Consider the following 26,048-nt stretch of genomic DNA (forward strand, 5'->3'; position numbering starts at 1 on the left):
GCCGGTGCCTCCCTCCAGAGTCTGTCAGCGGGATACCGTGTAGTCCAAGAAGAGCGGTTCGCCTCTGGCCCGACTTTGAAAGTCGCTCCAAGCCGCCTCCTGGCCGTTGCCCTCCGGGGCCATGGCTTCGACATCGGTGTCGGTCTGGAACACCCGTCCGGAGGCCTTCTTCCGCAACGCGTCCTTGATCGCCTTCAAGGGGTGATCCCAGCCCTTCTGTGTTTCGGCCCAGGACCGCACCGCGGTGATCATCGCGGTGAATTCCTTCGCGTGCTTGCCCTGTCCCATCCATGCGAGGTTCGGATACTCGTCGTCGGCCGTTCCGTTCAGGGTGGCATTGTGGCTTCCGTGATGCCCGACCTTGTAGAGAACCGTCCGTGCCAGGAGGTCCCTTGCCGTCACCGGCATGCCGTCGTCGTGCCAGTCGCGCTTAGCCCAGGACAGCCAGTTGCCCCGTTGGGCGTCGGCCGCGAACAGCAGGACCTTGCCCCCCTTGCCGAGTTCGAAGGCGAGGACCAAGCTGCTGTTATTGGTCTGGTCGTTCATCGCCAGGGCGAATTGCTCGGAGGAGCCCAGCCAGTCCCGGTCGATGCGCCGCCAGGGCGCGTTACCCGGCGCCTCGAGTTCGGCCTCAGGCGATGTCCTGGGCGGCGGCTCGGCCGGTCCGTAATGCTTGGTGAAGAAAGGGCCGTACTGGCGGTCGGTGAAGGCTGCCTCCAACGGCAGAGCGTAGCGCGTGGCGAACGGCGCGCCCTGTCCATTGCCGTTGCGCGAGGTCACAGCAGCGGCAAAATAGGAGGCGAGGGAGGTCCGCATCGGCGCTACCCCATGAAATTCTTCGCCCGCTTCCGGGTCGAGCAGGTCGAGCAGTTCCTCATCGCGCGGCGGTCCCAGGACGAAAACGCGGACGTCCCTGGTTCCGGGAATGGTCATGATCTCCTCGTGAGGGATGAGATAGCGCGCACCGTGCTTCGCGCGCTCCCGGACCAGCTTCATCGCCTGCTTGTTCATGGAGACCCCGCTCCCGGCGGCTCCAAACAGTTCCTGGCCGACGGCATCGAGATCCAGTGTCTCCTCGTCTCCCCCCAATTCGAAGGCCAGAAGGTCGTCGATCCGCCCGACCTCCTCCTCGTCGCCGCCATCGGCGGCCAGACGGTGGCGTGCTTCGATCAGGGCCAGGATGCGGTCCTTGAACCGGATGCGCAGCTTTTCGGCCAGAGCGTCCTCGGGATCCTCGGTCCACGCCATCCAACAGGTGCCGATCTTCAGATCTTTGAAATTCTTCTTGGTGAAGCCGTTGACGTGGTCCTGGTGCTCATGCGTCATGACGACGACGTCGATGTACCCGCCGGTGCTGTCGACGATGTGCTGCGCGATGTCGGCGATCTTAGTGTTGATTTTACATGGCGACCCGGGTTTGTAGCCGCAGTCGATGAGAACGTAGGCGGGCTCGTCATCGATCTCGCCTGGGAAGGCGAGCAGAAAGCAGTCCCCATGCCCGGTGCGGTACAGCCGCACGACCGCGGTGCCTTGCAGCGGAATAAGCCGGGACGCTTTGGGCGCCGTTGCGGCGGTGGCTGGATCGGCAGTCTGGGTCTGTTCATCGACCGACATGTCACGCTCCCTCACTGTCCCGATGCAGCAGCGCGAAGGGTTCGCGCGTCCTCGACCTCGCCCGCGCGATCGCGAAGGCGTTCGGCGGCTCTAGCCCGCCTTCCGTCAGGAAGCGGCGCTGCCGATCCAGCGCCGCATCGTCGGCGATGGTTGCAGGTGTACGGATGACCCGGCGCACCTGCATGGTCACCGGGTCAATGAGCAGCGTGCAGCCGGACCGGTAGCGGAAATCGCCCTGCTCCGATCGGCTCAGGTCTTTCTCGGCATCCTTGCACCGCTGCAGGGCGGGGTCGAAATAGCCGCGCCGTCGCTGAGTGATCTCGACGACCAGGGTCGGCAGGGTGGAGCCGCGCAGGGTCCGCCTCAATGCCGTGCGGACGGAATGGACCTCAATGGCGACGCCGCCGGACCGAGACCGGAAGACCGTTGCTGGCACGCGCTCCGGCTCCAGTTCGATCCCAAAGGCCGGGGCGAATTCTCGTCCTCTGCCATGAACCAGCCATCGCCAGAGAACCACCGCGTTGGTGCCGATCCCCTCCCATGTCCTGCGGCGATCGCCTTCGAGGTTCCATGGCTGCAGCTTCCTGGATGATTCACGGCCGGCGGACTGCGGATCCTCCTTGTCGGCGGCATCCTCGGCAGCCAGTCCCTCGATGTCCATTTCCTCGTCAGCCAGCGTGTCGAACAGCGTGCTCACCTCCTTAGGGGAGACGCCGATGCCGGCCTCCTCCATCGCCTCCTCGCCGCTCGGCCACAGCAGACCGCCTACCGACATGCTGCGCATCCCGGCCGGATAGATGCCCCACTGCCGGAAGCTCTCGACGAAGGCGAGGCGGTAGCCGTCCAGGTCGTCGGGGTTGAGGTCGTAATCGGCTGTAACGATGCCGCGCAGATAGGAGCCGAAAGTGATCCCCACCGGCGGGCAATAGTCGATGGCGCGGATGCACATCTGCAACGCTTGATTGGCGCAGCGCGACGCCTCGTCGGCAAGGCGGTTGGCGAGATCGGGATGGATCTCGCCTTCACGGAGCACGCCGGTCCCCTCCGTAGCGATCCGGTAGAGGTCGAGCGTACGGGACCGGTAGACCTTCAGGAAGGCGCCGAACACGGCGGCCACGAGGATCGCTCCGCGTGCGTGCGCCTCGCCGACGCTGTCGAGGGCATGGACATCCGGTTTGTGTGGTTCCCACTGGCCAGTATCCGGGTTGATCCGGCCGAGCGCATCGCGTAACGCGCTGCCGCGGCCGGAAGCCCTGCCGAACTGTTGGGCCAGCTGTGCGAGGAGATTCTCTCCAGCCAAGTTGCCGCGCGTGCGAGCGATCTGGTTACGCAGCACGCCCGGATAGGAGAAGCGCTGAAACAGCGCGACGATGTCGGCGAATGCCTCGTGGAATGCGAGGACGTCCTGGTTGACCGGTTCGCCGAAGCGTGGGTGGACGCCATCGAGCAGTGCATGCGTTGTCTCGTGCGCGATGATGTCGTGTGACAGGCTGGTGAAGACCAGAGTGCCTGGCGCGTTGTTGGCATCTCTGCGTCCGACCGGGAAATAGCCGAACAGCAGCGCCTTCTTGGTCGGGCTGTAGTAGGCATTCCTGTCCCGCAGGGCATGCGGATAAATGCGCAGCCGGCGCACGAACTGCACCTCGAAACGCTCGCTACGATGCGCGGACCATAAGGCAATCCGGCCGAGCGCCCGTTCGAAATGCCCGATGGTTGCCATAGCCACCGCATAGACCATCTGCTGATGGAATTGCGGGTTGCTCTCCGACGGCGCCAGCCCGTCCTGGGCGAGGATGCGCGGGTCGTTCAGGTCCACCGGCCGATAGGCGGTGCCGCTCGCCGGGTCGACATCGACCACCTCGATATATTCCCCGACCGGGCCCGGCTGCAAGTCGGGCTCCCAGGGGATGGCGATGGTGATCTCGCCGATGGCCGACGTGTCGAACTGGCTCGACAGGCTCGGGTCGAAGGCGAAGATGCGCAGCTTGCGCCACACTGGGTCGGGAATCAGATCGCTGTGCGTCACGCCTCGTCCTCCCGGTCAATGCGCCTGGGCATGTGCGACTACGGGCCCGCGCGACCACCCGCCCGGCCCACGCTCATAAAGGGAAAAATTGAGAAGGTGGCATCATCTAAACTGGTGATGCCCACTAACGGCACACCATATAACTCAAGTGTCATCACAATCTTTCCTGGAAAACAAGCTCCCATTTGGCGAATTGTCTGGATACCATTCGATAAATGGCAAGCCCATCAGGAGGACTATTTCGACGCAGCCTAAAGCCGTTATACTTAGACTTCAAAATTATTATCTTGCGAGACAATTTCCGAATCGCACGAGAAACTTGGCGTCGCGGCACATCGCAGGGCCTCCAAGTATACGTTTGGCGGTATGGGAAGGCTCAGGACCTCTCGACCGACACCTGGGAAGACGCAATTGCCGGGATGCAGCACATCACGGACGGATGAGCACTCCGATCGGTCTCGCAGACCTCGGAAAACCTGTACCCCCCACCAGCGAATGGGAGAACGACATGACGGAAAAAACGGACGATTCCGTGTCCGGCGCTCCGCCGGAGCCGACTTTGGACGAGCGTGCGGCTTCCTTCCGCTGGGAAGGCAACGGTCTGGAGTCGGGAATCGGTCTCGGGGCGTCCGGTGGCGGCTTCCGTGCCATGCTGTTCCACGCCGGCGCCCTGATGCGGCTGAACGAGCTCGGCCTGCTCTCGAAAGTCAAGCGCGTGTCGTCCGTTTCCGGCGGCTCCATCACCGTCGGCCGGCTGGCCTCGGTGTGGACCGCCATGCATGTTCCCGGAAACCCGGTGCTCCAAGGATTCCGCGAATTGGTCGTCGAGTCTCTGTTCGACTTCTCCGCCCGGCACATCGACGTGGTGGACGCCATCACCGGGCTTCTCCCCTGGACCTCCGCGGCGGAGACGCTGGCGAAAAGCTATGAGCACATCATCGAAGGGAACATCACGCTCGCCGGCATGCCGGACGAGCCGCGGTTCGTGTTCTGTGCCACCAACCTGCAGACTGGTGTGCTCTGGCGGTTCTCGAAACCCTACGCCGGCGATTATCTGGTCGGCCGCATTGAGAAGCCGGACTTCCTGGTCGCCGAAGCGGTGGCGGCGTCCTCCGCCTTCCCGCCTGTCCTCTCTCCGCTGGTGCTCAAGCCACCGATCGGCGCCTTCTCGGACTGGCCAGATGCCCGCCCCACCCCCCCGCTGAAAGACCTGGACGACCTACGTGCCCGCGTCATCCTCACCGATGGCGGCGTATACGACAATCAAGGCATCGAGCCGATCGTCAAACGGTACATGACCCTTTTCGTCAGCGATGGAGGCGCACCATTCACCCGGTCGGCCGCAGTGGCCACGGACTGGTTGGGACAGCTGCGGCGGATTCTCGACGTCACCGACAACCAAATACGCGCCTTGCGCCGCCGCGACCTGATCGACCGAATGAAGCGTGGCAACGCCCGATTCGGCGACGAGAAGCGCCCGGACGGCTGGACGGATCCACGCGACCGCATGGGCGCCTATTGGGGGATCGACACCGATCCGGAGAAGCTCGCACCGCCGGATGCGCTGCCCTGCAGCCAGAAGTTGACGGACGAGCTCGCCCGGGTGCCGACCCGCCTGAGCGATCTGGGTCGGGAGACGTCGAAGCGCCTCGTGAACTGGGGCTACGCCATTTGCGACCGGAGCGTCAGGGCCAGATACCGAGGCCCTGACCAGCCGCTGGCGGCTCCCGCCATATGGCCCTATCCCGACGCCCCGCTCGGCTGATACCCTGCTCGGCTGACAAAGCAGGGACGCCCCGACAGCCTTCGAGGCGAACGCTGCGCCGTCGGGCGCCGAGCCCACTAGCGGCGGCGGACGGCTGCGCCGGCATTGTCACGGGAAGGCTTTGGCACGAAAACTGGGCCGGCGCGCAGCATGCTTCGATTTCCTGACGGGCTCACGCCGCAGCGGTCGCTACCAGCCAGTCGGCCTTGGCCTGCGCCCGGACGGTGCGCAGGGTACGGCGGGATACCAGGTGGCGTTGGAGGTTGAAGCAGTTGTAGACGGCGGCGTGCAGGGAAACGAAGCGCTGAGCGGACGCGGGCGATTTGAACCGCTGCATCTTCCGCTCGCGTCGCCGCACCGGCTGGTGCGAGACTTCGGCGCGGTTGTTCGTTCGCCGCCCCTGTACATGGTGGGCGGTCAGACCGAGTTCGCGGAAAGCGGCCCTGTAGGACCGGAGCTTGTCGGTCGTGACCCGGATGGGGTCGAAGCCATACTTCTTCAGCAGCTTGCGCATCAACTTCAAAGCCGCAGCCTTGTCACGCCGGCGCTGGACGAGCACCTCCAACACCTCGCCTTCATCATCGACGGCCCGCCACAAGTACAGGAGCCGGCCGCTCACCCTGATCACCATCTCGTCCAGATGCCAGCGCGGATTGGGCTTGGTCCGGAGGCGCCGCAGGTTGCCGGCGATGGCCGGCCCAAACTTCAGGACCCAGCGGCGGACGGTCTCGTAGGACACCTCCACGCCGCGTTCAGCCAGTAGCTCCTCGACGTCCCGGTAGCTCAGAACGAACCGGAGATACAGCCAGATCGCATGCTGGATGATCGAGGGCGGAAACTAATGCCGGGCATACGAGAGCGGCGACCTCCGAGCAAGATAATGCCACCACGGTCGCGCCGCCACTGTTCCCGTGACAATGCCACCTGGACGGCTATGGCGGTTCGGCTGTTGCGGGAGCGATTGTCCCTTCCCGACTTCGACCCGACCGTGCCCCGCCTCGAGACGCTGACGGCCGACAAGGCGGCAAAGCGGCTCGGCATCTCCATCCCATCCGTTCACCGCCTCATCCAACGTGGCGTCTTGCCAGCAACGCAGCTTATCCCCTCAGCCCCTTGGCACATCCCAGCCGCCGCCTTGGACACGGATGCCGTACGAACGGGCGTGAACGAGATAAAGGCGCGACGCCCGAAAAACCTCGTTGATTATCATAGAGATGAAATGATGCGGTTGCCGGGACTCTGAAAGGAGGGATGCACTATGTCACGCGCTTCGGCGATCTGGTGAAGATCATCTGGGATGACGGTCAGGGCAGCTGCCTGTTCATGAAGAGGCTGGAGCGGGGGCGTTTCATCTGGCCGACTCCGGCGGACGGCGCTGTCTCGATTTCGGTCGCGCAGATGGGCTATTTGCTCGAAGGCATTGACTGGCGCCACCCGCAGAAAATCTGGCGGCCCACCGCCGTTGGATTAGCGCGGCAAAATGTCTCGTGGGGCGGCTCTGGGTTCGGAAATCCAACAGTTCCCGGGCGTTCCGGGGTAGACTGGTGCCATGCTCGCCATCCTGCCGACTGTCTCTTCTGCCGACGAGATCGCCGACCTGCGCGGCATCGCTCTCGGCCGCAAGGCATGGCTGTTCGCCGGCTCCGACCGTGGCGGCCAGCGGGCGGCGTTCATGTTCAGCCTGATCGTGCGCCAAGCTCAACGACGTCCACCCGCAGGCGTGGTTGGCCGGCGTCCTGGCTTGGACCGCCGACCTGTCCCAGTCCCGGCTGTATGAACTCCTGCCGTGGAATTGGAAGGCCACCCAGGACCGCAGGGCCGCTGCCTGACGGTCGCATTCAGCGGCCACCGCGGCTCCCACCGGATGCTTATCTTACTATCAGTGGAAAGGAGAACCAGAACATGAAGGATGTGGCGCGCGACAGTGTGACGGCCTGGAGCCAGCTCCGCGCCGCAGGCGGCCTCGAGTGCAGCGGGCGCGACGAGGACATCGAAGAAGCACTCCGAACGGCACTGAGACCTTCGGCTGCAACGCTGCGTGACGCATTGCTTGCCTGTTCCACGGACGATCTGGTTCGGGCGTTTTTCGGTGTCGCCGAGCCCTATGTGGTGATGTTCCGCGCCATCTTGGACTTTTTCCAGGCGGCAGGTGCCCGCGAGGGGCGAAGTGCATGGGCGATCCGGATCGAAGATGAACACCTCGATCTTGTGCATTTCCAACGATTCCTCGAACATTGGGACGCTGTAGAGAGCGAGCTGAATGTTCCCGCCATCGACTCCGAGGGTGCATGGGCCGTTCACCGTGGATCGATTGATGTGGCGGGACTGGATAAGGCACTAGAATTCCTGGGTGCGGGCACGACAGGTCATACGGGACTTGATGACGTCGACCAATGGCTTGCGGCGTACGCCCGTGGCGTGTACGGGCCTTTTCCCACATCGCTCCATCCAGGGCGGCTTCCACCGGAGTTGTCCGACGCCGCTGCCATCGCCATGGCGTCGGTTGACATCATCCGCCAGCTTTGGCCGAACCGCAAAAGCATGATCGAAGAGCACCGTGCCCGCGGATATGCGATTGATCGAGCGGACGGCTTCAGCCCACGTACCATCGCTCAGCACGAAACCGACTACCGGCTCGGCAGCACCGTTGCGTGCCTCGGACGGTACCCGATGCTGGACGAAGCCGCCCGTGTGGCCTTCGCGCGGAACCTTGCTGCTGAGTATGCGGTCTATCCACGGCGGCGAATTGGTGTTCGCATCGATCTGCCCGAACTGGAACGCATCCTTTCCTTGCCGCTCTGGCAGAAGCGCCATGAACTTTATGCGGTATGGCTCGCGACAGAGATCGTGAGCGCCCTGGCTGACCACGAGATCGAGCTACACCACGAGGACGGTGCGATCACCTTTGCGTTTCGGGAGACCGTCGTCGCCACCGTCCGCAGTTCTTGGCCTACCGTCAAGCTTTACGCAGAGCGGCGCAGTCCGCTGGCCGCCCCAATCGGCCATGGTCGCAGCGCCAACGTCCAGCCGGACTACAGCCTGTGGCGGGATAGTGGCGGGAGCGAAACCTGCGGGCTCGTAATCGAGGTGAAGCACTACAAGCGGCATTCCACCCGCTTCCGCGAGGTCATGGTCGACTATGCCCGTGCACACCGCGATGCCAAGGTCGTTCTCGTCAGCCACGGGCCGGCCCGCGAGCACTTTTTCGACGTTGATGCTGATGTACGCGATCGTTGCCAAGCCATCGGGGAGCTGACCGCTAGTCATCATGCAGCGCGGGAAAAGCTCCGCACCTTGGTGAAAGAGTATGTAAAGGCTCCAATTTCGCGCGGGATGTGTGTCGCATCGGCCGTTGTTATCGACATTTCGCTGTCGATGGCGTCCGTGCTCGATTCGGACGACTTTCCCACACTGCTGCTGGGACTGGTTAGCGACGACAGAATCGATACTGTGCTGGTGGATAATCAGATACGCCTACGGCGTCCTTTAACGTCGGCTTTGTCCGCCGTGCGCACAACGCCACGTGGAACCTCCACCGATCTGCGAGGTTCCACTCTCGCATTGCTCGACGAACACCCCGTCGTTCTGGTGGTCACCGACGCCGAAGGACTCTATGGTCTCGATGGACTGATCATGGAGCGGCTGAGATCCGAGAGCATCGGCACCGTGGAGGTTGATTTTGTCCTCATCAGGCGCGGTTGAGTCGCAGGATCGTATCCATCCGCCGTGTAGCTCCGCCGCCGCATGCCGCCTGTCAGAACCTCGAACGGCTGGTAAGCCATGACGCTTTCCATTCGCTTGAGGCTGCGCGATGATGTGCGCTACGCAATCCTCCGACGTCGTCATCGCGTTCGCAAGGCGACGCTCACTGGAGTCTTACGAACAACGCTACCAGAGCCGGCTCTGTTGCAAAGTTTGCCGGCAGGCGCGAGATGATGATTACGGGCATTACCGCCGACGCTATGCGTGCTGGAGTTCGAGTTGCTGGCTGATGAACTGCACGGCCTCGGCGAGCACGCAGGGTCCGACGTTGAAGGCGCGTTCGACGAGGCGCGCCTCGCCCCGCATGTCGCGGGTGATGTTGAAGCTGGACGCTTGGCCTTTGCGGAGCGCCCGCATCACCTCAAAGCCCTTGATCGTCGCGTAGGCCGTCTTCAGGGTCTTGAAGCCCCTCACCGGACGGATCAGCTGCTTCAGCTTGCCATGGTCGGCCTCCACCACGTTGTTCAGATATTTGACCTGCCGGTGCTCGGTCTCCTCGGGACACTTGCCCTCGGCCTTCAGTTCCGCCAGGGCTGGCCCATACGTTGGCGCCTTGTCGGTGTTGATGACCGTCGGCGTCTCCCACGCCTTCAAGCCGTTCAGCGCCTTGGCCAGGAAGCGCTTGGCGGCGGTGGTGTTCCGCGTGGAAGAGAGATAGAAGTCGATGGTGTTGCCATGCTTGTCGACAGCTCGGTACAGGTAGGCCCACTTGCCGCCCACCTTCACGTAGGTCTCGTCAACCCGCCAGCTGGTTGACCGTGGGCAGCGCCACTGCCAGCGTAGCCGCTTCTCGATCTCCGGCGCGTACTTCTGGACCCAGCGGTAAATGGTCGAGTGATCGACCGAAACGCCGCGCTCGGCCATCATCTGCTCAAGGTCGCGATAGCTGATGCCGTACCGGCAATACCAGCGCACTGCCCAGAGCACGATTTCACCCTCGAAGTGGCGACCTTTGAAGTCCGACACGGCTTGGCTCCGTCCAACCTCCAGCCATTCCGCCGCCTGCCGGCAAACTTTGCAACAGAGCCGCTTAAAGCATAACAAGAGTGAGAGCTTGTCCGTTGGCTTCAACAATGACCGATATATGAGCTTGGTTTGGATAGGTTTTTTTGAAAGTGACGTATCCACTCGCGGCGCAAAGTGGATTTGGTTAACAGTTCGCTTCGGATCAGAGGCTGTCGCGAAAAGGGCCGCTATCGTCATGTAGAGGCCCACAGCCTTCCTCCCTGAAGGCATTCAGGCTTGTCCGGAAAGCCGTCCGACAATCGATTTGTCCGGAAAGCCGTCGTAGCCGTGGGTTTCCGGACACTGGGGCGGCTGACCGCCAAACGGCGGTTTCCTGGACGAACAGCACCATCTTGCTCAACTCACGCAAGAATTGACTTCATGTGCATTCCATTCGTACAGCTAACTCTCCAATCGCTTGGGGGAGCGCTGTCCGATGTCGATCCAGACGGGTACCAGTGGAAACGATACGATCATCGATGGCCTGACCGATGACGCGCTGTACGGTCTGGATGGCGATGATCGCCTCGATGGTGCCGGGGGCGCCGACAGCCTGTTCGGCGGGGTCGGCAACGACACCCTGAGCGGTGGCCCGGCCGATGCGGTGGTCGGCTCCACCCTGGCCGGCGGCAGCGGCGACGACCTCTACCTGATCGCCAACCTGCTCGACCACATCGTCGAGGCGGCGGGTGAAGGCACCGACGAGGTCCGCACCGACCTTGCGGCCTATACTCTGGCCGATGGGGTCGAACACCTCACCTATACCGGCGCGGCCGCCTTCTCCGGCAGCGGCAACGAGTTGGACAACCGTCTCACCGGTGGCCTCGGGGCCGACAACCTGAGCGGGCTGGACGGCAATGACACGCTCGATGGCGGCCTGGGCGACGACACCCTGGTCGGCGGGCTGGGCGACGACGTCTATCTCGTCGACGACAGCGCCGACGTCGTCACTGAATTGACCGGCGAGGGCAGTGACGAGGTCCGCACCACGCTCACCGCCTATACGCTCGGCGCCAACATCGAGGCGCTGACCTTCACCGGCACCGGCGCCTTCAGCGGCACCGGCAACGAACTGGACAACCGCCTCCAGGGCGGCGCGGGCAACGACACCCTGGCCGGCGGGCTTGGCCTCGACACGCTGGTGGGGGGCGCCGGCAACGACACCTACATCATCGACGATGCCGCCGATCTGGTGGTGGAGGTTGCCGGCGAGGGCACCGACGAGGTGCGGACGGCGCTGTCCGCCTTCACCCTGGCGGCCAATGTCGAGGTGCTGACCTACACCGGCTCCGGCAGCTTCGCCGGTACAGGCAGCGCTGGTAACGACACCCTGCGCGGCGGGGCGGCCGACGACACGTTGGCGGGGGCTGCCGGCAATGACTGGCTCGACGGCGGCGCTGGCGCGGACAGCCTGATCGGCGGTACCGGCAACGACACCTACATCGTCGATCAAGCCAGCGACATGGTGGTCGAACTGTCTGGCGAAGGCAGCGACACGGTGCGTAGCGCCATCGACTACACGCTGGGCGCCAATGTCGAGGCGCTGGTGCTGACCGGTGGCGCCCTCACTGGCACCGGCAACGAACTCGACAACAGCCTGACCGGCACGGCGGCGGACAATGTCCTGATCGGTCTGGAGGGCAACGACACGCTGAACGGCGGGGCTGGGGCAGACACCCTGATCGGCGGCACCGGCAACGACACCTATGTCGTCGACAACGCCGGCGATGTGCTGATCGAACTGCCGGGCGAGGGCATCGACACGGTGCAGAGCTCGATCAGCCACACCCTGCTGGCCGATTTCGAGAACCTCACCCTGACGGGCTCGGCCGCCATCTCCGGCACCGGCAACGCGGCCAATAACCTGCTGATCGGCAACAGCGGCGCCAACCTGCTGACCGGTCTCGAGGGTGACGACACGCTGAATGGTGGCGGCGGGGCCGACACGCTGATCGGCGGCACCGGCAACGACCTCTACGTCGTCGACAACGCCGGCGATGTGGTGATCGAGTTGGAGGGTGAGGGCATCGACACGGTCAGCGCCTCGGTCAGTTGGACGCTGGGCGCCAACATCGAGAACCTGACGTTGACCGGCTCGGCGGCGATCAGCGGCACCGGCAACGAACTGAACAACGTGCTGACCGGCAACAGCGGCGCCAACATCCTGGACGGCGCGCTGGGCGCCGACAGCATGGCCGGTGGGGGCGGCAACGACGTCTACATCGTTGACGATGCCGGCGACGTGGTGACGGAGTTGGCCGGCCAGGGCACCGACGAGGTCCGCACCAGCCTGGCGGTTCTACGCGCTGGGCACCAATGTCGAGCTGCTGACCTACACCGGCAGCGGCCCGTTCACCGGCACTGGCAACGATCTGGCCAACCGTCTGACCGGGGCCGGCGGCGACGACAGCCTGTCGGGTGGCGCCGGCAACGACACGCTGATCGGTGGAGCCGGGGCCGACACGCTGGACGGCGGAACCGGAACCGACACTGCCAGCTATGCGACGGCCGCGGCCGGGGTGGTGGTCGATCTGGCGAGCGGTGCCGGCACGGTGGGCGATGCGACGGGCGACGTGCTGCTGTCGATCGAGAACCTGACCGGCTCGGGCTTCGCCGACACGCTGGCCGGCGACGGCGGGGCCAACCTGCTCGACGGCGGGGCGGGCAACGACAGCCTGTCTGGCGGGGCCGGCAATGACACGCTGATCGGCGGCGCCGGGTCCGACACGCTGGATGGCGGCTCGGGCAGCGACACCGCCAGCTATGTCTCCTCGACCGCAGCGGTGGCGGTGGACCTCGCCAGCGGTAGCGGCACGGTGGGCGACGCCGCGGGCGACGCGCTGCTGTCGATCGAGCATTTGACCGGCGGGGCGGGCAACGACACGCTACGCGGCGATAGCGGGGCAAACCGGCTAGACGGTGGTGCCGGCAACGATGTGCTGGAGGGCCGCGGCGGCAACGACACGCTGGTCGGCGGCTCGGGCAGCGACACCGCAGTCTACTCGGGCAGCGTGCGCGACTATGTGGCGACGAAGGTCGGCTCTGACTGGACGATCCAGGCGACGGCGTCGGGCGAGGGCACCGACACGCTGCAGGGGGTGGAGTGGGTGCAGTTCGCCGATGCGCTGCTGCGGCTGGACGCCAACAACGCACCGCTGCTGCCGGGCAACCTGACGGCGGCCACGGATGAAGACGCGGCGGTGCTGTCGGTGGATTTGCTGCAAGGAGTCTTCGACTTCGAGGGCAGCCCGCTGTCGGTGACGGGGCTGAGCCAGACCGGTGGGCCGGCGGCGGCGGTGAGCCTGAGCAACGGCGTGCTGGGGCTGGACCCGGCCCAGTTCGGCTGGCTGGCGGCGGGGCAGAGTGCCAGCCTGACCTTCGCCTATGGGGTGTCGGACGGCAGCGACGCGACGGCGCGGACGGTGACGGTGACGGTTGCCGGCCGCAACGACGCGCCTCAGATCTCGGTTCCTGCCCCTCAAACCATTGACGAAGATACTAGCCTTGATTTTCCTGGACTCACCATTGCCGATATCGACACAGGCAATGACAAAATGCAGCTGTCGTTGACAGTTAGCCACGGAACCTTAGTTTTTACCGACACTTCCAGCCTGACGATTATAGCGGGCGCACAGGATAGCAATGCCATTACTGTGGAAGGAACACAGTTGGCGTTGAACGGAGCACTGGCTACGCTGCGCTATAAAGGGGCTGCGGACTACAATGGGGCCGACACGCTTCACATCGACGTATCTGATTCCGGTGGCGCAGGCGGGCCTGTTCTGACCGACAGCAAAACGGTCGCTATTTCTATCTTGCCTGTCAACGACGCACCGCAACTTCAGACGCCTGCTTCGCTGTCGGCTTTCACAGGGCATGATCTTAAAGTGCCCACGATTGGCCTCAAGGATGTTGATGCCGGACTCACGCAAATGAGGCTCAGCATTGTTGCCAACAACGCCACCTTATCCTTCGGCGCGACCGGCGGACTGACATTTATAGACGGCACAACCAATGGAGGCACCTCCATGACGGTGGAGGGCAATCTGGCCGCGCTGAGTGCTGCTCTGGGATCGCTCACCTACTGTTCGGCATCGGGTTTCACGGGTAGTGGCACGATCACCCTGTCGGTATCTGACAATGCCGGTACTGGGAAAGGTGGCATCCAGATCGCGCATGCAACTATTCCCGTTACCGTTGTGGCCAATGGGCCATGCTCCAACGATACCATTGTCGGAACCTCAGCTCCCGAAACCTTCGATACCGGATGCGGCAATGACATTGTCGACGGCCGGCGCGGCAATGACACCATTCTTGGTGGTGCCGATAATGATACGCTGATAGGCGGAGCCGGTAACGACCAGCTCTACGGAGGTACCGGGCAGGACACGCTGAATGGCAACGGTGATGTCAACTATACCCTGTCGCTGAACTATTTCCAGGCGACCAGTTGGACGTCACAGAACCTGTATCCTCGACAAATTGGAGATATCAATGGCGATGGGCGGGCCGACATCGTTGGCTTCGGTTCGAATTATCTTGTTTCCGCTTTCGGTCAAGCCGACGGAACCTTTATAATCGCCTCATCCAGCCAGACCATCTTCACTTCAACTTCCGGCTGGGCCAATCAAGATGGTTACCGGCGATTGCTCGGAGACTATAATGGAGATGGAAAGGACGATATCTTCGCTTTCCATCCCGATGGTCTTTATATTGGATTGAGCAACGGAAACGGAACCTTCACCAACATTGGTATGGTGAACAATCTGTTCGGGAAGGCACAGGGCTGGAACAGTCAGGATACCTTTCCACGTCTTGTCGGAGACGTGAACAACGATGGGTACGACGACATCATAGGCTTTGGAGGTGGGGGCGTTTACGTCGGCCTCAACCGGCAGGGTAACGGCTTCAACTATCTAGCGTTGACGGATTCGGAGTTCGGCTACACCGGGTGGAAGAGTGACAACACCTATCCGCGTCGGCTTGCCGATATCGATGGTGACCATAAACTCGATATCGTCGGCTTTGGTTCCAACGGCGTCTATGTGGCCCGTGGCAACGGCGACGGAACGTTCCAGCCGTCGCAGCTGAAGCTCCAGCATTTCTCCACCGGCAGTTCATGGACTTCCCAGCAAGTTTATCCACGGATGCTCGCCGACATCGACGGGGACGGTTGCGACGACATTGTCGGATTCGCTGAACATTGGACCGAAGTCGCCTACGGCATAAAGGGAGGGAATGGAGCCTTCAGCGATGTTGTCACCATCGGCAACGCCTATAATCAGGATTCAGGTTGGAACAGCTACGATCATTATCCTCGTGCTCTGGGAGATGTGGACGGTGATGGTTCCGCTGACATCATTGGATTTGCCGACCAAGGTACTTACACTTGGTTACTTGGTGACAATGATACTCTCCAAGGTGGAGTGGGCGACGATCTGCTGAACGGACAAATGGGAAACGATGTGCTTGATGGCGGACCCGGCAGTGATACTTTGACCGGCGGAGTTGGCAAGGACATCTTCTTGTTCTCCAGTCCCTGGAATGGAGCCGATGTCGTCACCGACTTCCAGTCCGGCACCGACTGGATCGAGGTTGTCGGCTCTGCGTTCGGCAACCTGCCAACCGGCCAGCTTGATGCAGGCCGGTTGGCGTACAACGCACCGGGCGACGCCGATGACCGCTTCGTATTCAACACGACGACAGGTGTATTGTCCTACGATCCCGATGGCAGTGGCGCAATGTCGGCAACCACCATTGCCCTGTTGAACGTCCGCTCGCTGTCGGCAACTGACATCTGGGTGGTGCCATCGGCCTGAGGCTGCAGCCGGGCTGCCGGTTGTCCGTCAAAGGGTGGGAAAGCGGACGCTCTGATCCAGGCGGATCAGAGTGTCGCGAAAAGGAGGCCCCGCGGCATGAGCACCGTACCCATGGTGACGGGCTGGGCGCCGCTGTCGCCACCCCGGTCAATCAGCCCGCCTGCCGGTGCCCACAGCGGCTATCGGGCTTCATTGCCGGCGCGGCGATACCGCGCCGCGTGCGCCATCCTACGGCGGGAAAGGCCGATCTTGATGCCGATCAGCACGGGGGCGGCGATGACGAAGAGCAGGGCGACGGCGATGAACGCCGTGTCGAAGGCGATCACCGTAGACTGACCCGTCACGGACCGGCCCAGAAGGCTCGTCGCGGCCCGGCTCGCCGCCGCCGCCTCCAGCCCCTTCGCCGTCAGCGCGGCTGCGGTGGTCGTCAGCCGCTCGATGAGCATGGGGCCGCCCGCGGTGAGGTGGGCGCCGAGGACCGCGGCGTTGGCCGCGACGTCATGGTCGATCAGGGTCTGGAGCGCCGCGACTCCCATCAGGCCGCCGAGCTGGCGCCCTATGTTGAAGAGGCCGATTCCGGCCGCCAAATTCCGGCGGTCGAGAGTGCCGAAAGCGATCAGGGTGATCGACAGGAACAGCAAGCCAAGGCCTAGGCCGCGCAGCAGGATCGTCGCCATCATATCGCCGGCGCCGCTCTCGGTGGTCGAGCCGGACAGCATCCACATGGCGGCCATGATCGCCAGGATGCCGAAGGGCACCGTCGCGAACGGGGACGCGGCGCACCTGAATCAGAAAGGCGACCATCAGGAGCGAGCCGATGAAAAACGCGCCGCTCGGTAACAGAAGCAGACCGGCCTCGGTGGGGGTGAAGGCGAGAACGGACAGGGCGAAAGACGGAATTCAGGAACGCGCTTCCGAACAGGGCGGCTCCGGCGACGAAGCTGACGATGAAGGCGAAGGAAAAGGCGTCCGATGCGAAGGGGGAGACGTCGAGCAACCCCCGGCCCTTCATCGACGCTTGCTGGGCCAGAAAGACCAGCAGGGCGGCTCCGCCGGTCACGGCCAGCCACAGGAGGCGGGGCTCCTCGAACCAGTCCCACCGGCTGCCCTGGCTGAGGACGCAGGTGACGCAGAAGAACGTGACGGCGATCAAGGCGAAGCCGATCCCATCGAAAAGACGGGGCGCGGTCGCGGCGGGCATCGGCCCGTCGGCGATCAGCAGCAGTCCCGCTGCCGCCAGGGCCAGCGGAAAGACGCTGAAGAAGATCCAGTTCCAGGATTGGCTGTCGAACAGCCACCCCTGGAAGGCGGGGGCGATGGTCGCGGGAGCGACGACGGCTCCCATGGCGAACAGGGCTTGAAGGACCGGCTGACGGGACCGGGGGCAGGCGAGAAAAAGGATCGCCTGTCCCCCGACGAGCAGGATGCCGCCGGCGAAGCCCTGGATGGCGCGAAGGGCGACCAGCAGGTCCAGCCGATCGGTCAGGGCGGCGATGCCGCACGCCATGCCCATGACCAGGGTCGAGGCAACGACCACTCCGCGCGGAGGGATGCGGGCCGTCAGCCAGGGGGCGGCCATGAAGCCGATGAGCTTGAGCGTGGTGTATCCGATGTCCAGCCAGGCAAACTCGTCGGGGGTCGCATGCGTGTCGCCCATGATGTCGCCGCGCCCGAGCGACAGGACGGTACCGGCGACAGCCTCCGTCAGTGTGGCGAGCAGGATGCCGGCGACGAGGAAAACTTCGGCCGCAGCCCCCTCGCGGACCGGCATGGCGGCGGGAGCCGTGGTGGGGGCGGCGGTCATCGGTCGCCTCCCTGGGCAACTCCCTTGGCGATCTCGACACGCGCCGACAGGCCGGGCACGAGGCGGCCGGGCAGCCGGTTGCCGACGAGCCGGATCTTCACCGGCACGCGTTGGACGACGCGAACGAAGTTCCCCGTCGCGTTGTCCGCGGGCAGCAGGCTGAAGGCGGACCCGCTGCCGGGCGCGAGGCTGTCGACCACGCCGTCGAGCGTCCCGTCCGGATAACCGTCAACGGTGACGCGGGCGCGCTGACCGGGCCGGATGTGTTCGAGCTGGGTTTCCTTGTAGTTCGCCACCACCCACACATCGTCGACCGGAACGATGTCGAGCAGGGAGGCGCCCGGCGCGACGAGGCGGCCGACGCGGACCTGGCGGTTGCCGATGATGCCGCCGACCGGCGCGCGCACCACGGTGCTCTCGAGATCGATCCGGGCGAGGTCGCGCGCCGCCTCAGCCTGGGCCACGGCGGCGGCGGCGGCGTCGCGCTGCGCCGCCAGGACGGCGAGGCGCTGCTGCTGGGCATCGACCGCCGCCGAGGCGGCCGACACGCCTGCCTCGGCTTTCAAGCGCGCCGCGTCGCTTTCATCGAGGTTGGCTTGGCTGACGGCGTTGCCGCGGATCAGTTCGCGGCGGCGGTCGTAGGCCTTGGCCGCGAGAGTCATCTCGGCCATGGCCGACCGTCCCTGGGCTTCGGCCTGCCGGATCAGGACGTACTGAAGCCGGGTCTCCGCATCGACGTCGGCAAGCCGGGCCCAGGCGGCGTCAAGGTTGGCCAACGCCTGGGCAAGCCGCGCGCGGTAATCGCGGTCATCGATCCGGAACAGGATGTCGCCCGCCCTGACGGTCTGGTTGTCCTCGACCTCGACGGTCATGACGTAGCCGGCAACCTTGGGGGCGAGCGAGGTCACGTCGCCGCGGATATAGGCGTTGTCGGTCGCCGTCCCGCCGTTCGAACCAGCCCAGAACCATCCGCCCGTCGCGGCCAGCACGGCTCCGAGGCACAGCAGCACGCCCGCGGTCCTTCTTTTGCCGGGGGGCGCCGCGGCGGCGCCGACCGCGGAACGGTCGCCGGTGACGCTTGCGTCAGCGACGGCGGCCCCCCTGCCCTCGATCCTGTCCATTCCCTTATTCCCTGTTGGGTGTGACCGGCCGCCACCGCCGCGTCGGAGTGTCGCCGGAGGGGAGCGGCGGCCGATCGCTGCCGCTCCCCTCCGCATCCGCTCAGGCCTTGGCGGCCACCGGGAGACGGAAGGGGGCACCCATCCGGTTGAAGGCGTTCATCGCGGCGATGGCGATGGTGAGATCAACCATATCCTTCGGTTCGAACGCCTCCGATGCCGCCGCATAGGCGGCGTCCGACGCGTGGGTTTCGCTGACGCGGGTCACCTCCTCGGCCCAGGCCAGGGCCGCGCGCTCCGTATCGGAGAACAAATGCGGGACCTCTTCCCACACCGGCACCAGCGTGACCTTGTCGACCGACATCGTCTTGCGGAGGTCGCGGCTGTGCAGATCGATGCAGTGGGCGCAGCCGTTGATCTGCGAAACCCTGAGGAACACCAAATGGATGAGTTCCTCGGGCAGGTTGGTGCTCTTCGTGACGTACTGATGAACGCCGAACAGAGCCTTCGCGCCATTGGGCGCGACCTCGTGCCAAGCCAAGCGTGCCATGTTCTTTACCTTTCCTGGATATGATCGATTGCGATAGCCGCTTCGCCGGCCCATGGCCGCCGCAGGGGTGTTTTTGAAGTCCGTCAGCGCTCGGTCTGCTGGCCGAGCCAGTCCTCGAACCGGATGGTGCCGAGGCGGGGATTCCGGCCGGGGGTCAGCGATTGATCGTTGAGAACGTCGCCGAAGTAGCGCGCGTGGATGTCCGGCACGACCTTGCGCGTGTCCTTCGTCGCCAGCAGGAAGCGCCGGACCAGATCGTCGAGCGGGATCGCCTCCGGACCGGCGACCTCGAGCGTGCCGCCGACCGGCGGCGCGAGGGTGACGTCGGCGAGCGCCGCCACCACGTCGTCGGAGGCCATCGGTTGGATCAGCGCCGGCGACAGGCGGATTTCCCCGCCGACGGTGGCCGACTGCGCGATCCCGCCGACGAATTCGAAGAACTGCGTGGCGCGCAGAATGGTGTGGGGAATGCCGGACGCCTTGACGAGGCTTTCCTGGGCGAGCTTCGCCCGGAAATAGCCGTTGTCGGGAAGCCGTTCACTGCCGACGATCGAGAGGGCGACGTGGTGGCGGACGCCGGCGGCCGCTTCGGCGGCGAGCAGGTTGCGGCCCGAGGTCTCGAAGAAGTCGAGGACGGCCTCGTCCTCCCACACCGGCGCATTCGCCACGTCGACGACAACGGCGGCTCCGTCGATCGCCTGGGCCAGACCCTCGCGGGTGATGGTGTTCACCCCCGTCTTCGGGGAGGCTGCGAGCGCATCGTGGCCGCGTTCGCGCAGCGTCTTCACCAGCTTCGATCCGATGAGGCCGGTGCCTCCGATGACGACGATCTTCATGGGTTTCTCCGCTTCTCTCGACGGGAACCAGCGCCGCCGATGGGATGGAGAATGCCTGGGCGTACCGGGGAAGTCCTTGCGGCGGGCTTGGATTGCCGTTCAAGAACGCTTGCTTTTCCGTCCAAGGAAGCCATGCGGCGCGCCTTGACGCGAACGGTGCAGCCGGCAATGCGCCGCTGTGCTATCACTGGCATGGAGCGTTCACCCGTCGCCCCGGACAGGGAGCCGAGGGGGATCGGCCCGGGGGAGATGGCGACCTTGCGGTTCATGTTCGGAGAGTGCGTGCTCGATCAGGAGCGCCGGGAACTGACGCTGCGCGGGCAGGTCGTGGGCGTCGGCCCGCAGGTCTTCGACCTGCTGTTGCATCTCGTCCGCAACCACGACCGCGTCGTCAGCAAGGACGACCTGCTGGAGGCGGTGTGGAACGGACGGATCGTCTCGGAATCGACCATCACCAGCCACATCAACGCGGTCCGCAAGGCCATCGGCGACAGCGGCGATGAGCAGCGCCTGGTCCGCACGGTCCCCCGCAAGGGGTTCCGCTTCGTCGGGGCGATCGAAGGCGGCGCGACCGGGGAGACACGGCAGCCCAGCGGATCGGAAATCGCCAGCCACGCGTCCGGCGAAGACAGGGAGACACCGTCCGGTCCGGCCCTGCCGGGCAAGCCCTCGATCACCGTGCTGCCTTTCCAGAACCTGAGCGGCGACGCCGAGCAGGACTATTTCGCTGACGGGGTGGTGGAAGACATCATCGCCGCCCTGTCGCGCATCCGCTGGCTGTTCGTCATCGCGCGCAACTCAAGCTTTGCCTACAAGGGCCGGGCGGTGGACGTGACGGAGGTCGGCCGTGAACTGGGCGTCCGCTACGTGCTCGAAGGCAGCATCCGCAAGGCCGGGAACAGGGTGCGCATCACCGGACAGCTCATCGACGCGACGAGCGGGACGCATCTCTGGGCGGAGCGTTTCGAGGGCATGCTCGACGACCTTTTCGAATTGCAGGACCGGATCGCCGAAAGCGTCGTCGGCGCGATCTCGCCGCAGATCGAGCGGGCGGAGATCGAGCGCGCCAAGCGCAAGCCGACGGAAAGCCTGGACGCCTACGATTACTATCTCCGCGGCACGGCGAAGCTGCACAGCGGAACCCGCGAGGCGATCGACGCGGCGCTGCCCCTGTTCCACAAGGCGACCGAACTCGATCCGGAATTCGCATCGGCCTATGGCGGGGCGGCCTGGTGCCAACTCTGGCGCAAGGTGAACGGTTGGATGACCGATCGGCCTCGGGAAATCGCCGAGGGGGTCCGGCTGGCGCGGCTGGCGGTGGAGTTCGGCCGCGACGACGCGGTCGCCCTGACGAGAGCCGGGCACGCGCTCGGTCACTTCGTTGCCGATCTCGATGGCGGCATCGCGCTCATCGACCGCGCCGTGTTGCTCAACCCAAATTTCGCCCCGGCTTGGTTCCTCGGCGGCTACCTGCGCGCTTTCCGCGGTGAAACGGAAAGCGCGAGCGAGCATTTCGCCCATGCCGCCCGCCTGAGCCCGCTGGATCCGGAGATGTTCCGGATGCAGACAGGAACGGCGCTCGCGCATTTCTTCGCCGGGCGCTACGATTGCGCCGCAGCCTGGGCGGACAAGGCGTTGGGTAACCTGCCCGGCCTCTTGGTCGCTATCGCCCTGACGGCGGCGAGCCACGCGCTCGCCGGGCGGATGGAGGACGCGCGGCAAGCGATGCGGGGGCTGCGCGCACTCGACCCGACCTTGCGCGTTTCCACGCTCAAGGAGTGGCTGCCGATCCACCGTCCCGAGGATATCAGGCGGCTTGCGGAGGGGCTGAGACTGGCTGGGTTGCCGGAGTGAACCCGGCCCTCGCCTGAAGCTTCGACGGATGCCGTTTTGCCTCACAAGCCGCCGCCCCCGGCCGGCCGCTGCTTCCTCCAGGTCCTGCACATCCCGGCGTCGACCGCCCCGCCCCGGGGATCACCGCGCCGGCATGCCGTTGAGGATCGGATTTTGCACGCATGCGGGCATACGCGCTGCAGGATCCTCCCGCTGAAAGGATGTTGCGAAAGGGAGCGGTCGGGGGGGGGGGGGGGGTGCATGACCAATGTGTAAAGCTATGCCTTACAGAATTCCATTGACACACCGAGTGTAAACCACCACTTTACACCCATGATCCGTACCATCCAAGACAAGGCGCTCCGGCGCTTCTTCGAGACCGGCAAGGCGGATAAGCTGCCAATCCAGGGGGCAGCCAACATTGCCCGCCTTGGCCGCATCCTGCTGGCGCTCGATGCCGCCGGAAAGCCGGAGGAATCTGAATCTGCCCGGCTTTTACTTCCATGGGCTGGAAGGCGCTCCGCCACGCTGGTCCGTGCGGGTCACTGCCAACTGGCGCGTCACCTTCGCATGGGACGCTCCCGACGCCATCGCTGTCGATCTGGAGGATTATCACTGATGACTGAAACCCCTCTGCGGCGCGGCCTTGCCCCGCTCCACCCCGGCGCTCTCCTGCGCGAGGACGTACTCCCGGCTTTGGATCGGCCCGTTACTGAGGTTGCCAAGCTCTTGCGCGTGTCGCGCCAGACCTTGCATGCCCTTCTGAGGGAAGAACAGCCAGTCACCCCGGCCATGGCCCTGCGGCTGGGCAAGCTGTGCGGCAACGGGCCGGAGCTGTGGCTCAACCTTCAAGCCAAGCATGACCTTGATCGGCTTGGCCGCGAGATGGCCGCCGATCTCGCCGAGATTCCCACCCTCAACGCCGCCTGAAACCTGGGGGGGCGGCGTCGGCCGCCCTTGTCGCGAAAAGGGCGCATGTGCCACCGTGGTGCATCGAGGTGAGCGGGGACGGACGGAACCCGTGTTCCGGTCTTTTCAAGAGACGCGGACATAGCTCGGGCGTGCTAAACCGAACATGCAGTTGAGCAGGTTGGCCGCAATCATGAGCTCGGTACGCCGCCCGTCGTCGCTGTGGGCGCGCAGGCGATCGCCAATGACCTGTTTGTAGCGCGCGATCGCCGCCTCCGCTTTGGCCCGCGCGTTGTAGCCGGACGTTCGCTGCCAAGCCATGCGGCCGGTCTCGGCAATCGCCAGAAGATGGCGGTCGCGCTGGGTCGGCGCCGCCTCCGCGGTGGCGCTGAGGGCCGCATCGCGCCGCGGCGGGGCGATCACCGCCGCTTCCGGGTGGCGGGCGGACACGACTGCGCACACGTCGGTTCGGTCGTAGCCGCCGTCGCCGATCAGCACCTCTACCGGAGCGTTGACCTGATCAAGCAAGGGGCCGACTTGCGAGGCGTCGTCGACATCGGGCGTCGTCAACGCCAGAGCGACAATTTGCCCCGTGCCGGCATCGACGCCGACATGGAATTTGCGCCAGGATCGGCGCGTCTTGGAACCGTGCTTCTCGACCAGCCACTCCCCGGGTCCGCTGAGTTTCAGCCCCGTACTGTCGACCAGCAGGTGCCATGGGCCAGCGGTCCACGGACGAATTGGCACGGCCAGAGTGCGGGCGCGGCGGCTCAGGGTGGTGTGGTCCGGCACCGGCAGGTCGAGCTGGAGCAACTGCATCAGCGAGCCAATCAGCCCCTCAGTCTGGCGGAAGGCCATATGGAAGAGCGCCCGCAGCGTCAGCGCCGTCTCGATTGCCACGGCTGAATAGCGCGGCTGTCCGCCACGAGTAGTCCGCGGGGCGGCGCGCCAAGCCTGAATGGCCTCATCACAGAACCAGATCGTCAGGCTGCCACGCTGGCGCAGACTGGCCTCATAGGCCGACCAATTCGTCACGCGGAACTTGGCACGGGGGAACTGGTGGCGTCAGCAGTCTTAGCAGGGAGACCATATCGCCACCGGAGTGGCGAAGGCTTATCGGGAAAGGTCTAGCTTGTCGGCATCATGCTCAAGCACAGCGATCAGCCGCTCCAGATCACCAGCGACCGATACCGCATCAATCGGTCGACCGGACTCGGCCAATGATCGGTAATGCAGCCATAGGCGCCGTGCCTGCGCTAATCCCGCCCGAGGCGTGGGTTCGTTCATCTCGCTCATTCTCCTTTTCGTGACACTCTGATCCCTCAGGACCAGATTGTCCATTTTGCCGCCGGTTGTGCAACTCCGCGGGAGGTGAGTTTCAGCGTGCCGGCTACGCTGACCAGCCGACGCTCTTCTGCGCCACCACGGCGGCCACCAGTTCCGGCTCTCGCTCAATCACCAGAAGCAGAAATCTGAGTGGAGGCGTCAGGCTGAGTCCGGCTCCGCTCCCAATCGTGCAGGTGATTAACCGAAAATCCGAAGCGGACGGCGAATTCTTCCTGAGTCAGGTCAAGCTTCAGCGCGGATTCCGCGAACGTTGACACCGCCAGGGGGGTGAATGACGCGCACCAGTTCGGGCGGGGCGCCGGATAGATCACGGGGAACGTCAGGGTCCTCGGCGATTTGGTGGGCTATGTCCTTGTCAGTCATGGCATCGATAGCTTCCCAGTCAATATCAGCGAGGGCTGCGGCAATCTGCTCAGAAGTGAGGGGTAGATTGGTCATCGCGCCTTTACCTCTTGTGATTCGAGGCCAAGCCATTTCCCTGTTCTTCTTGCGATGGATCAGGTTGTCGGTATGGTCACCGCGCTACACTCCAGCCCCTGTTGTTATGAATGTAACATGGACCGTCTATACTAACATCAAGGGGGAACTACAAACATACCGTATGAAGTGGGATGCAGGTGAAACCATGTGATGACGGATGCAATCTAGCCGCAGGTAACGAAAGCATTGGCATGATCAAATCCACAAGAATTGATAAAATAATGGAGATATGAAATTCCCTCTATCATTGTATCAAAAAATAAATTTAATCTACTTCATATGTTCTTCAATCAGACGAATTGCTTCACACGCGTCGAACCCCAGTGCTTTGCTAAGAGAAAGGAACTCTATTACATCGAGACGCCTCTCTCGGTTCTCGTACTTTGCCACAAAGGATTGAGACCTGCCCAAGCGCTTTGCCAACTGATCCTGTGTCAATCCGGCGTTGTGTCTGGCGTCCACCAGAACCGTGATCAGAGCACGGTAAGCAGAGGTGTGGATGGACTTCACGAGCGGGCGCCGAAGGAGAAAAAGCCGGCACCTCCGCTAAACCCATTTCCGGATTATCCCAAAATCGGATATTGCTCTCTTCCCTTTCCGTGGCTCATGACCACCTCGCTATGACCATGCCATTGCAATCAGATGCCTCACATGTGACCTCAGCTACGAGCAGGGACAATGTTCTAGCTGTTCTTGACGCCAAACGTGCGGAGTTGGACGCACATCGTCAGAAGCTCATGGAGCAGTTGGCCAACACCGAGAAAGAGATGGAATTGCTTCAAGGCACCATCCAATTACTTTCGAGAGATATGTTATCTCCAAGCATCCCCCAGTTCTTTTCGTCACCTCTCCGGATGCTTCCAGATTTTCGACGTGGTGAAATTAGGGACTCGGCATTGAGAGTGTTGAGAGAGAAATCTTATCCATTGTCAACGCAAGAAATTGGGCAAATTATATGCTCACAGAAATCTTTGGATATGCACAAAAGCAATTTCAAGACGTTTTGTCTGAGAATAAGCGGCAGCCTGCGCAATGCTGAAAAGGAGTGTCTGGTTTATGCTGTGGGTCGAACTGAAACCGGCGCAATTCTCTGGTTTGCGCCTGCGATGGAATGAGTATCGTAGCATGATGAAACCGTCATGCTGATTTTGATATTACTCAAGCATCAGATTAAAAAGCG

Annotated in this window: 21 protein-coding genes and 3 pseudogenes; 10 read left to right on the forward strand and 14 right to left on the reverse strand. The window is 63.8% G+C overall.

Annotated features, from left to right (window positions below):
* Window positions 1-24: 24 nt before the first annotated feature.
* Window positions 25-1,614 (reverse strand): ComEC/Rec2 family competence protein, encoded by a 1,590-nt coding sequence (locus ACWPN3_RS00305; RefSeq protein ID WP_492242360.1) that lies wholly within the window; start codon window positions 1,612-1,614, stop codon window positions 25-27.
* A gap of 1 nt (window position 1,615) precedes the next feature.
* Window positions 1,616-3,640: a hypothetical protein gene (locus tag ACWPN3_RS00310; RefSeq protein WP_492242359.1), complete on the reverse strand. Its 2,025-nt coding sequence runs from the start codon at window positions 3,638-3,640 to the stop codon at window positions 1,616-1,618.
* A gap of 508 nt (window positions 3,641-4,148) precedes the next feature.
* On the opposite strand from ACWPN3_RS00310, the gene ACWPN3_RS00315 reads away from it, so the two are divergent.
* Entirely contained in the window at window positions 4,149-5,405 is a 1,257-nt protein-coding gene (locus ACWPN3_RS00315) for a patatin-like phospholipase family protein (protein WP_492242358.1), read from the forward strand.
* A gap of 172 nt (window positions 5,406-5,577) precedes the next feature.
* Here the strand turns inward: ACWPN3_RS00315 and ACWPN3_RS00320 are convergent, their stop codons facing one another.
* The gene (locus tag ACWPN3_RS00320) at window positions 5,578-6,231 is read right to left on the reverse strand and encodes an IS6 family transposase (protein ID WP_492242672.1); all 654 of its coding nucleotides are present in this window, start codon (window positions 6,229-6,231) and stop codon (window positions 5,578-5,580) included.
* A 108-nt stretch (window positions 6,232-6,339) separates the two neighbouring features.
* Between ACWPN3_RS00320 and ACWPN3_RS00325 the strand changes: the two genes are divergently transcribed.
* The 4 genes and pseudogenes from ACWPN3_RS00325 (at window position 6,340) to ACWPN3_RS00340 (ending at window position 9,107) form a co-directional block, all read left to right on the forward strand.
* The gene (locus tag ACWPN3_RS00325) at window positions 6,340-6,648 is read left to right on the forward strand and encodes a helix-turn-helix domain-containing protein (RefSeq protein ID WP_492260978.1); all 309 of its coding nucleotides are present in this window, start codon (window positions 6,340-6,342) and stop codon (window positions 6,646-6,648) included.
* Between the two features lie 8 nt (window positions 6,649-6,656).
* A pseudogene (gene tnpB / locus ACWPN3_RS00330) lies at window positions 6,657-6,833 on the forward strand (IS66 family insertion sequence element accessory protein TnpB); the annotation flags it as partial.
* Window positions 6,834-7,002: 169 nt separating this feature from the next.
* Window positions 7,003-7,234 (forward strand): annotated as a pseudogene (locus ACWPN3_RS00335) (transposase domain-containing protein); the annotation flags it as partial.
* 73 nt (window positions 7,235-7,307) lie between these two features.
* Complete coding sequence (locus ACWPN3_RS00340) at window positions 7,308-9,107, forward strand: hypothetical protein (RefSeq protein WP_492242356.1); 1,800 nt, start codon at window positions 7,308-7,310, stop codon at window positions 9,105-9,107.
* A gap of 258 nt (window positions 9,108-9,365) precedes the next feature.
* Here the strand turns inward: ACWPN3_RS00340 and ACWPN3_RS00345 are convergent, their stop codons facing one another.
* On the reverse strand, window positions 9,366-10,133 hold the full coding sequence (locus tag ACWPN3_RS00345; RefSeq protein ID WP_492242355.1) for an IS6 family transposase: 768 nt from the start codon (window positions 10,131-10,133) through the stop codon (window positions 9,366-9,368).
* 475 nt (window positions 10,134-10,608) lie between these two features.
* On the opposite strand from ACWPN3_RS00345, the pseudogene ACWPN3_RS00350 reads away from it, so the two are divergent.
* Window positions 10,609-12,342, forward strand: a pseudogene (locus tag ACWPN3_RS00350) (beta strand repeat-containing protein); the annotation flags it as partial.
* A gap of 349 nt (window positions 12,343-12,691) precedes the next feature.
* Window positions 12,692-15,991 carry an FG-GAP-like repeat-containing protein gene (locus ACWPN3_RS00355; RefSeq protein WP_492260979.1) on the forward strand — a complete coding sequence of 1,100 codons (3,300 nt, stop codon included), beginning with the start codon at window positions 12,692-12,694 and terminating at the stop codon, window positions 15,989-15,991.
* 179 nt (window positions 15,992-16,170) lie between these two features.
* Here ACWPN3_RS00355 and ACWPN3_RS00360 read toward each other — a convergent pair whose 3' ends face one another.
* The 5 genes from ACWPN3_RS00360 to ACWPN3_RS00380 all read right to left on the reverse strand — a co-directional run bounded on the left by ACWPN3_RS00360 (window position 16,171) and on the right by ACWPN3_RS00380 (window position 20,299).
* Window positions 16,171-16,716, reverse strand: a complete 546-nt coding sequence (locus tag ACWPN3_RS00360) for a hypothetical protein (protein ID WP_492260980.1) — start codon at window positions 16,714-16,716, stop codon at window positions 16,171-16,173.
* Window positions 16,668-17,795 (reverse strand): MFS transporter, encoded by a 1,128-nt coding sequence (locus ACWPN3_RS00365; RefSeq protein WP_492260981.1) that lies wholly within the window; start codon window positions 17,793-17,795, stop codon window positions 16,668-16,670. Before ACWPN3_RS00365 ends, ACWPN3_RS00360 begins: the two co-directional genes overlap by 49 nt.
* On the reverse strand, window positions 17,792-18,916 hold the full coding sequence (locus tag ACWPN3_RS00370) for an HlyD family secretion protein (protein ID WP_492242352.1): 1,125 nt from the start codon (window positions 18,914-18,916) through the stop codon (window positions 17,792-17,794). Before ACWPN3_RS00370 ends, ACWPN3_RS00365 begins: the two co-directional genes overlap by 4 nt.
* Window positions 18,917-19,016: 100 nt before the next feature.
* Window positions 19,017-19,463 (reverse strand): carboxymuconolactone decarboxylase family protein, encoded by a 447-nt coding sequence (locus ACWPN3_RS00375; protein WP_109451938.1) that lies wholly within the window; start codon window positions 19,461-19,463, stop codon window positions 19,017-19,019.
* A gap of 83 nt (window positions 19,464-19,546) precedes the next feature.
* The gene (locus ACWPN3_RS00380) at window positions 19,547-20,299 is read right to left on the reverse strand and encodes an SDR family oxidoreductase (protein ID WP_109451936.1); all 753 of its coding nucleotides are present in this window, start codon (window positions 20,297-20,299) and stop codon (window positions 19,547-19,549) included.
* A 132-nt stretch (window positions 20,300-20,431) separates the two neighbouring features.
* Between ACWPN3_RS00380 and ACWPN3_RS00385 the strand changes: the two genes are divergently transcribed.
* Window positions 20,432-22,153 (forward strand): winged helix-turn-helix domain-containing tetratricopeptide repeat protein, encoded by a 1,722-nt coding sequence (locus ACWPN3_RS00385; protein WP_492242351.1) that lies wholly within the window; start codon window positions 20,432-20,434, stop codon window positions 22,151-22,153.
* A 312-nt stretch (window positions 22,154-22,465) separates the two neighbouring features.
* Window positions 22,466-23,062, forward strand: a complete 597-nt coding sequence (locus ACWPN3_RS00390; RefSeq protein WP_492260982.1) for a HigA family addiction module antitoxin — start codon at window positions 22,466-22,468, stop codon at window positions 23,060-23,062.
* 105 nt (window positions 23,063-23,167) lie between these two features.
* Here ACWPN3_RS00390 and ACWPN3_RS00395 read toward each other — a convergent pair whose 3' ends face one another.
* The 5 genes from ACWPN3_RS00395 to ACWPN3_RS00415 form a co-directional block, all read right to left on the reverse strand.
* Entirely contained in the window at window positions 23,168-24,076 is a 909-nt protein-coding gene (locus ACWPN3_RS00395; RefSeq protein WP_492242350.1) for an IS5 family transposase, read from the reverse strand.
* 78 nt (window positions 24,077-24,154) lie between these two features.
* Window positions 24,155-24,337: a hypothetical protein gene (locus tag ACWPN3_RS00400; RefSeq protein WP_492242349.1), complete on the reverse strand. Its 183-nt coding sequence runs from the start codon at window positions 24,335-24,337 to the stop codon at window positions 24,155-24,157.
* Between the two features lie 155 nt (window positions 24,338-24,492).
* On the reverse strand, window positions 24,493-24,699 hold the full coding sequence (locus ACWPN3_RS00405; RefSeq protein WP_492260983.1) for a helix-turn-helix domain-containing protein: 207 nt from the start codon (window positions 24,697-24,699) through the stop codon (window positions 24,493-24,495).
* Window positions 24,611-24,826, reverse strand: a complete 216-nt coding sequence (locus tag ACWPN3_RS00410; RefSeq protein ID WP_492261137.1) for a hypothetical protein — start codon at window positions 24,824-24,826, stop codon at window positions 24,611-24,613. The genes ACWPN3_RS00405 and ACWPN3_RS00410 overlap by 89 nt, the downstream gene beginning before the upstream one ends.
* A 312-nt stretch (window positions 24,827-25,138) precedes the next feature.
* Window positions 25,139-25,378, reverse strand: a complete 240-nt coding sequence (locus tag ACWPN3_RS00415; RefSeq protein ID WP_492260984.1) for a helix-turn-helix domain-containing protein — start codon at window positions 25,376-25,378, stop codon at window positions 25,139-25,141.
* 110 nt (window positions 25,379-25,488) lie between these two features.
* Between ACWPN3_RS00415 and ACWPN3_RS00420 the strand changes: the two genes are divergently transcribed.
* The gene (locus tag ACWPN3_RS00420) at window positions 25,489-25,983 is read left to right on the forward strand and encodes a hypothetical protein (protein WP_492242347.1); all 495 of its coding nucleotides are present in this window, start codon (window positions 25,489-25,491) and stop codon (window positions 25,981-25,983) included.
* The last annotated feature ends 65 nt before the right edge of the window (window positions 25,984-26,048 follow it).

This window comes from Azospirillum sp. UENF 111221 (genome assembly GCF_058780625.1).

What these genes read in the sequence shown, in the direction of transcription:
- ACWPN3_RS00305 (WP_492242360.1), bottom strand. Translation starts at nt 1,614, where the DNA reads ATGTCGGTCGATGAACAGACCCAGACTGCCGATCCAGCCACCGCCGCA.
- ACWPN3_RS00315 (WP_492242358.1), top strand. Translation starts at nt 4,149, where the DNA reads ATGACGGAAAAAACGGACGATTCCGTGTCCGGCGCTCCGCCGGAGCCG.
- ACWPN3_RS00325 (WP_492260978.1), top strand. Translation starts at nt 6,340, where the DNA reads ATGGCGGTTCGGCTGTTGCGGGAGCGATTGTCCCTTCCCGACTTCGAC.
- ACWPN3_RS00340 (WP_492242356.1), top strand. Translation starts at nt 7,308, where the DNA reads ATGAAGGATGTGGCGCGCGACAGTGTGACGGCCTGGAGCCAGCTCCGC.
- ACWPN3_RS00360 (WP_492260980.1), bottom strand. Translation starts at nt 16,716, where the DNA reads ATGTGGATGCTGTCCGGCTCGACCACCGAGAGCGGCGCCGGCGATATG.
- ACWPN3_RS00365 (WP_492260981.1), bottom strand. Translation starts at nt 17,795, where the DNA reads ATGACCGCCGCCCCCACCACGGCTCCCGCCGCCATGCCGGTCCGCGAG.
- ACWPN3_RS00370 (WP_492242352.1), bottom strand. Translation starts at nt 18,916, where the DNA reads ATGGACAGGATCGAGGGCAGGGGGGCCGCCGTCGCTGACGCAAGCGTC.
- ACWPN3_RS00375 (WP_109451938.1), bottom strand. Translation starts at nt 19,463, where the DNA reads ATGGCACGCTTGGCTTGGCACGAGGTCGCGCCCAATGGCGCGAAGGCT.
- ACWPN3_RS00380 (WP_109451936.1), bottom strand. Translation starts at nt 20,299, where the DNA reads ATGAAGATCGTCGTCATCGGAGGCACCGGCCTCATCGGATCGAAGCTG.
- ACWPN3_RS00385 (WP_492242351.1), top strand. Translation starts at nt 20,432, where the DNA reads ATGCGGCGCGCCTTGACGCGAACGGTGCAGCCGGCAATGCGCCGCTGT.
- ACWPN3_RS00390 (WP_492260982.1), top strand. Translation starts at nt 22,466, where the DNA reads ATGATCCGTACCATCCAAGACAAGGCGCTCCGGCGCTTCTTCGAGACC.
- ACWPN3_RS00400 (WP_492242349.1), bottom strand. Translation starts at nt 24,337, where the DNA reads ATGAGCGAGATGAACGAACCCACGCCTCGGGCGGGATTAGCGCAGGCA.
- ACWPN3_RS00410 (WP_492261137.1), bottom strand. Translation starts at nt 24,826, where the DNA reads ATGACCAATCTACCCCTCACTTCTGAGCAGATTGCCGCAGCCCTCGCT.
- ACWPN3_RS00420 (WP_492242347.1), top strand. Translation starts at nt 25,489, where the DNA reads ATGACCATGCCATTGCAATCAGATGCCTCACATGTGACCTCAGCTACG.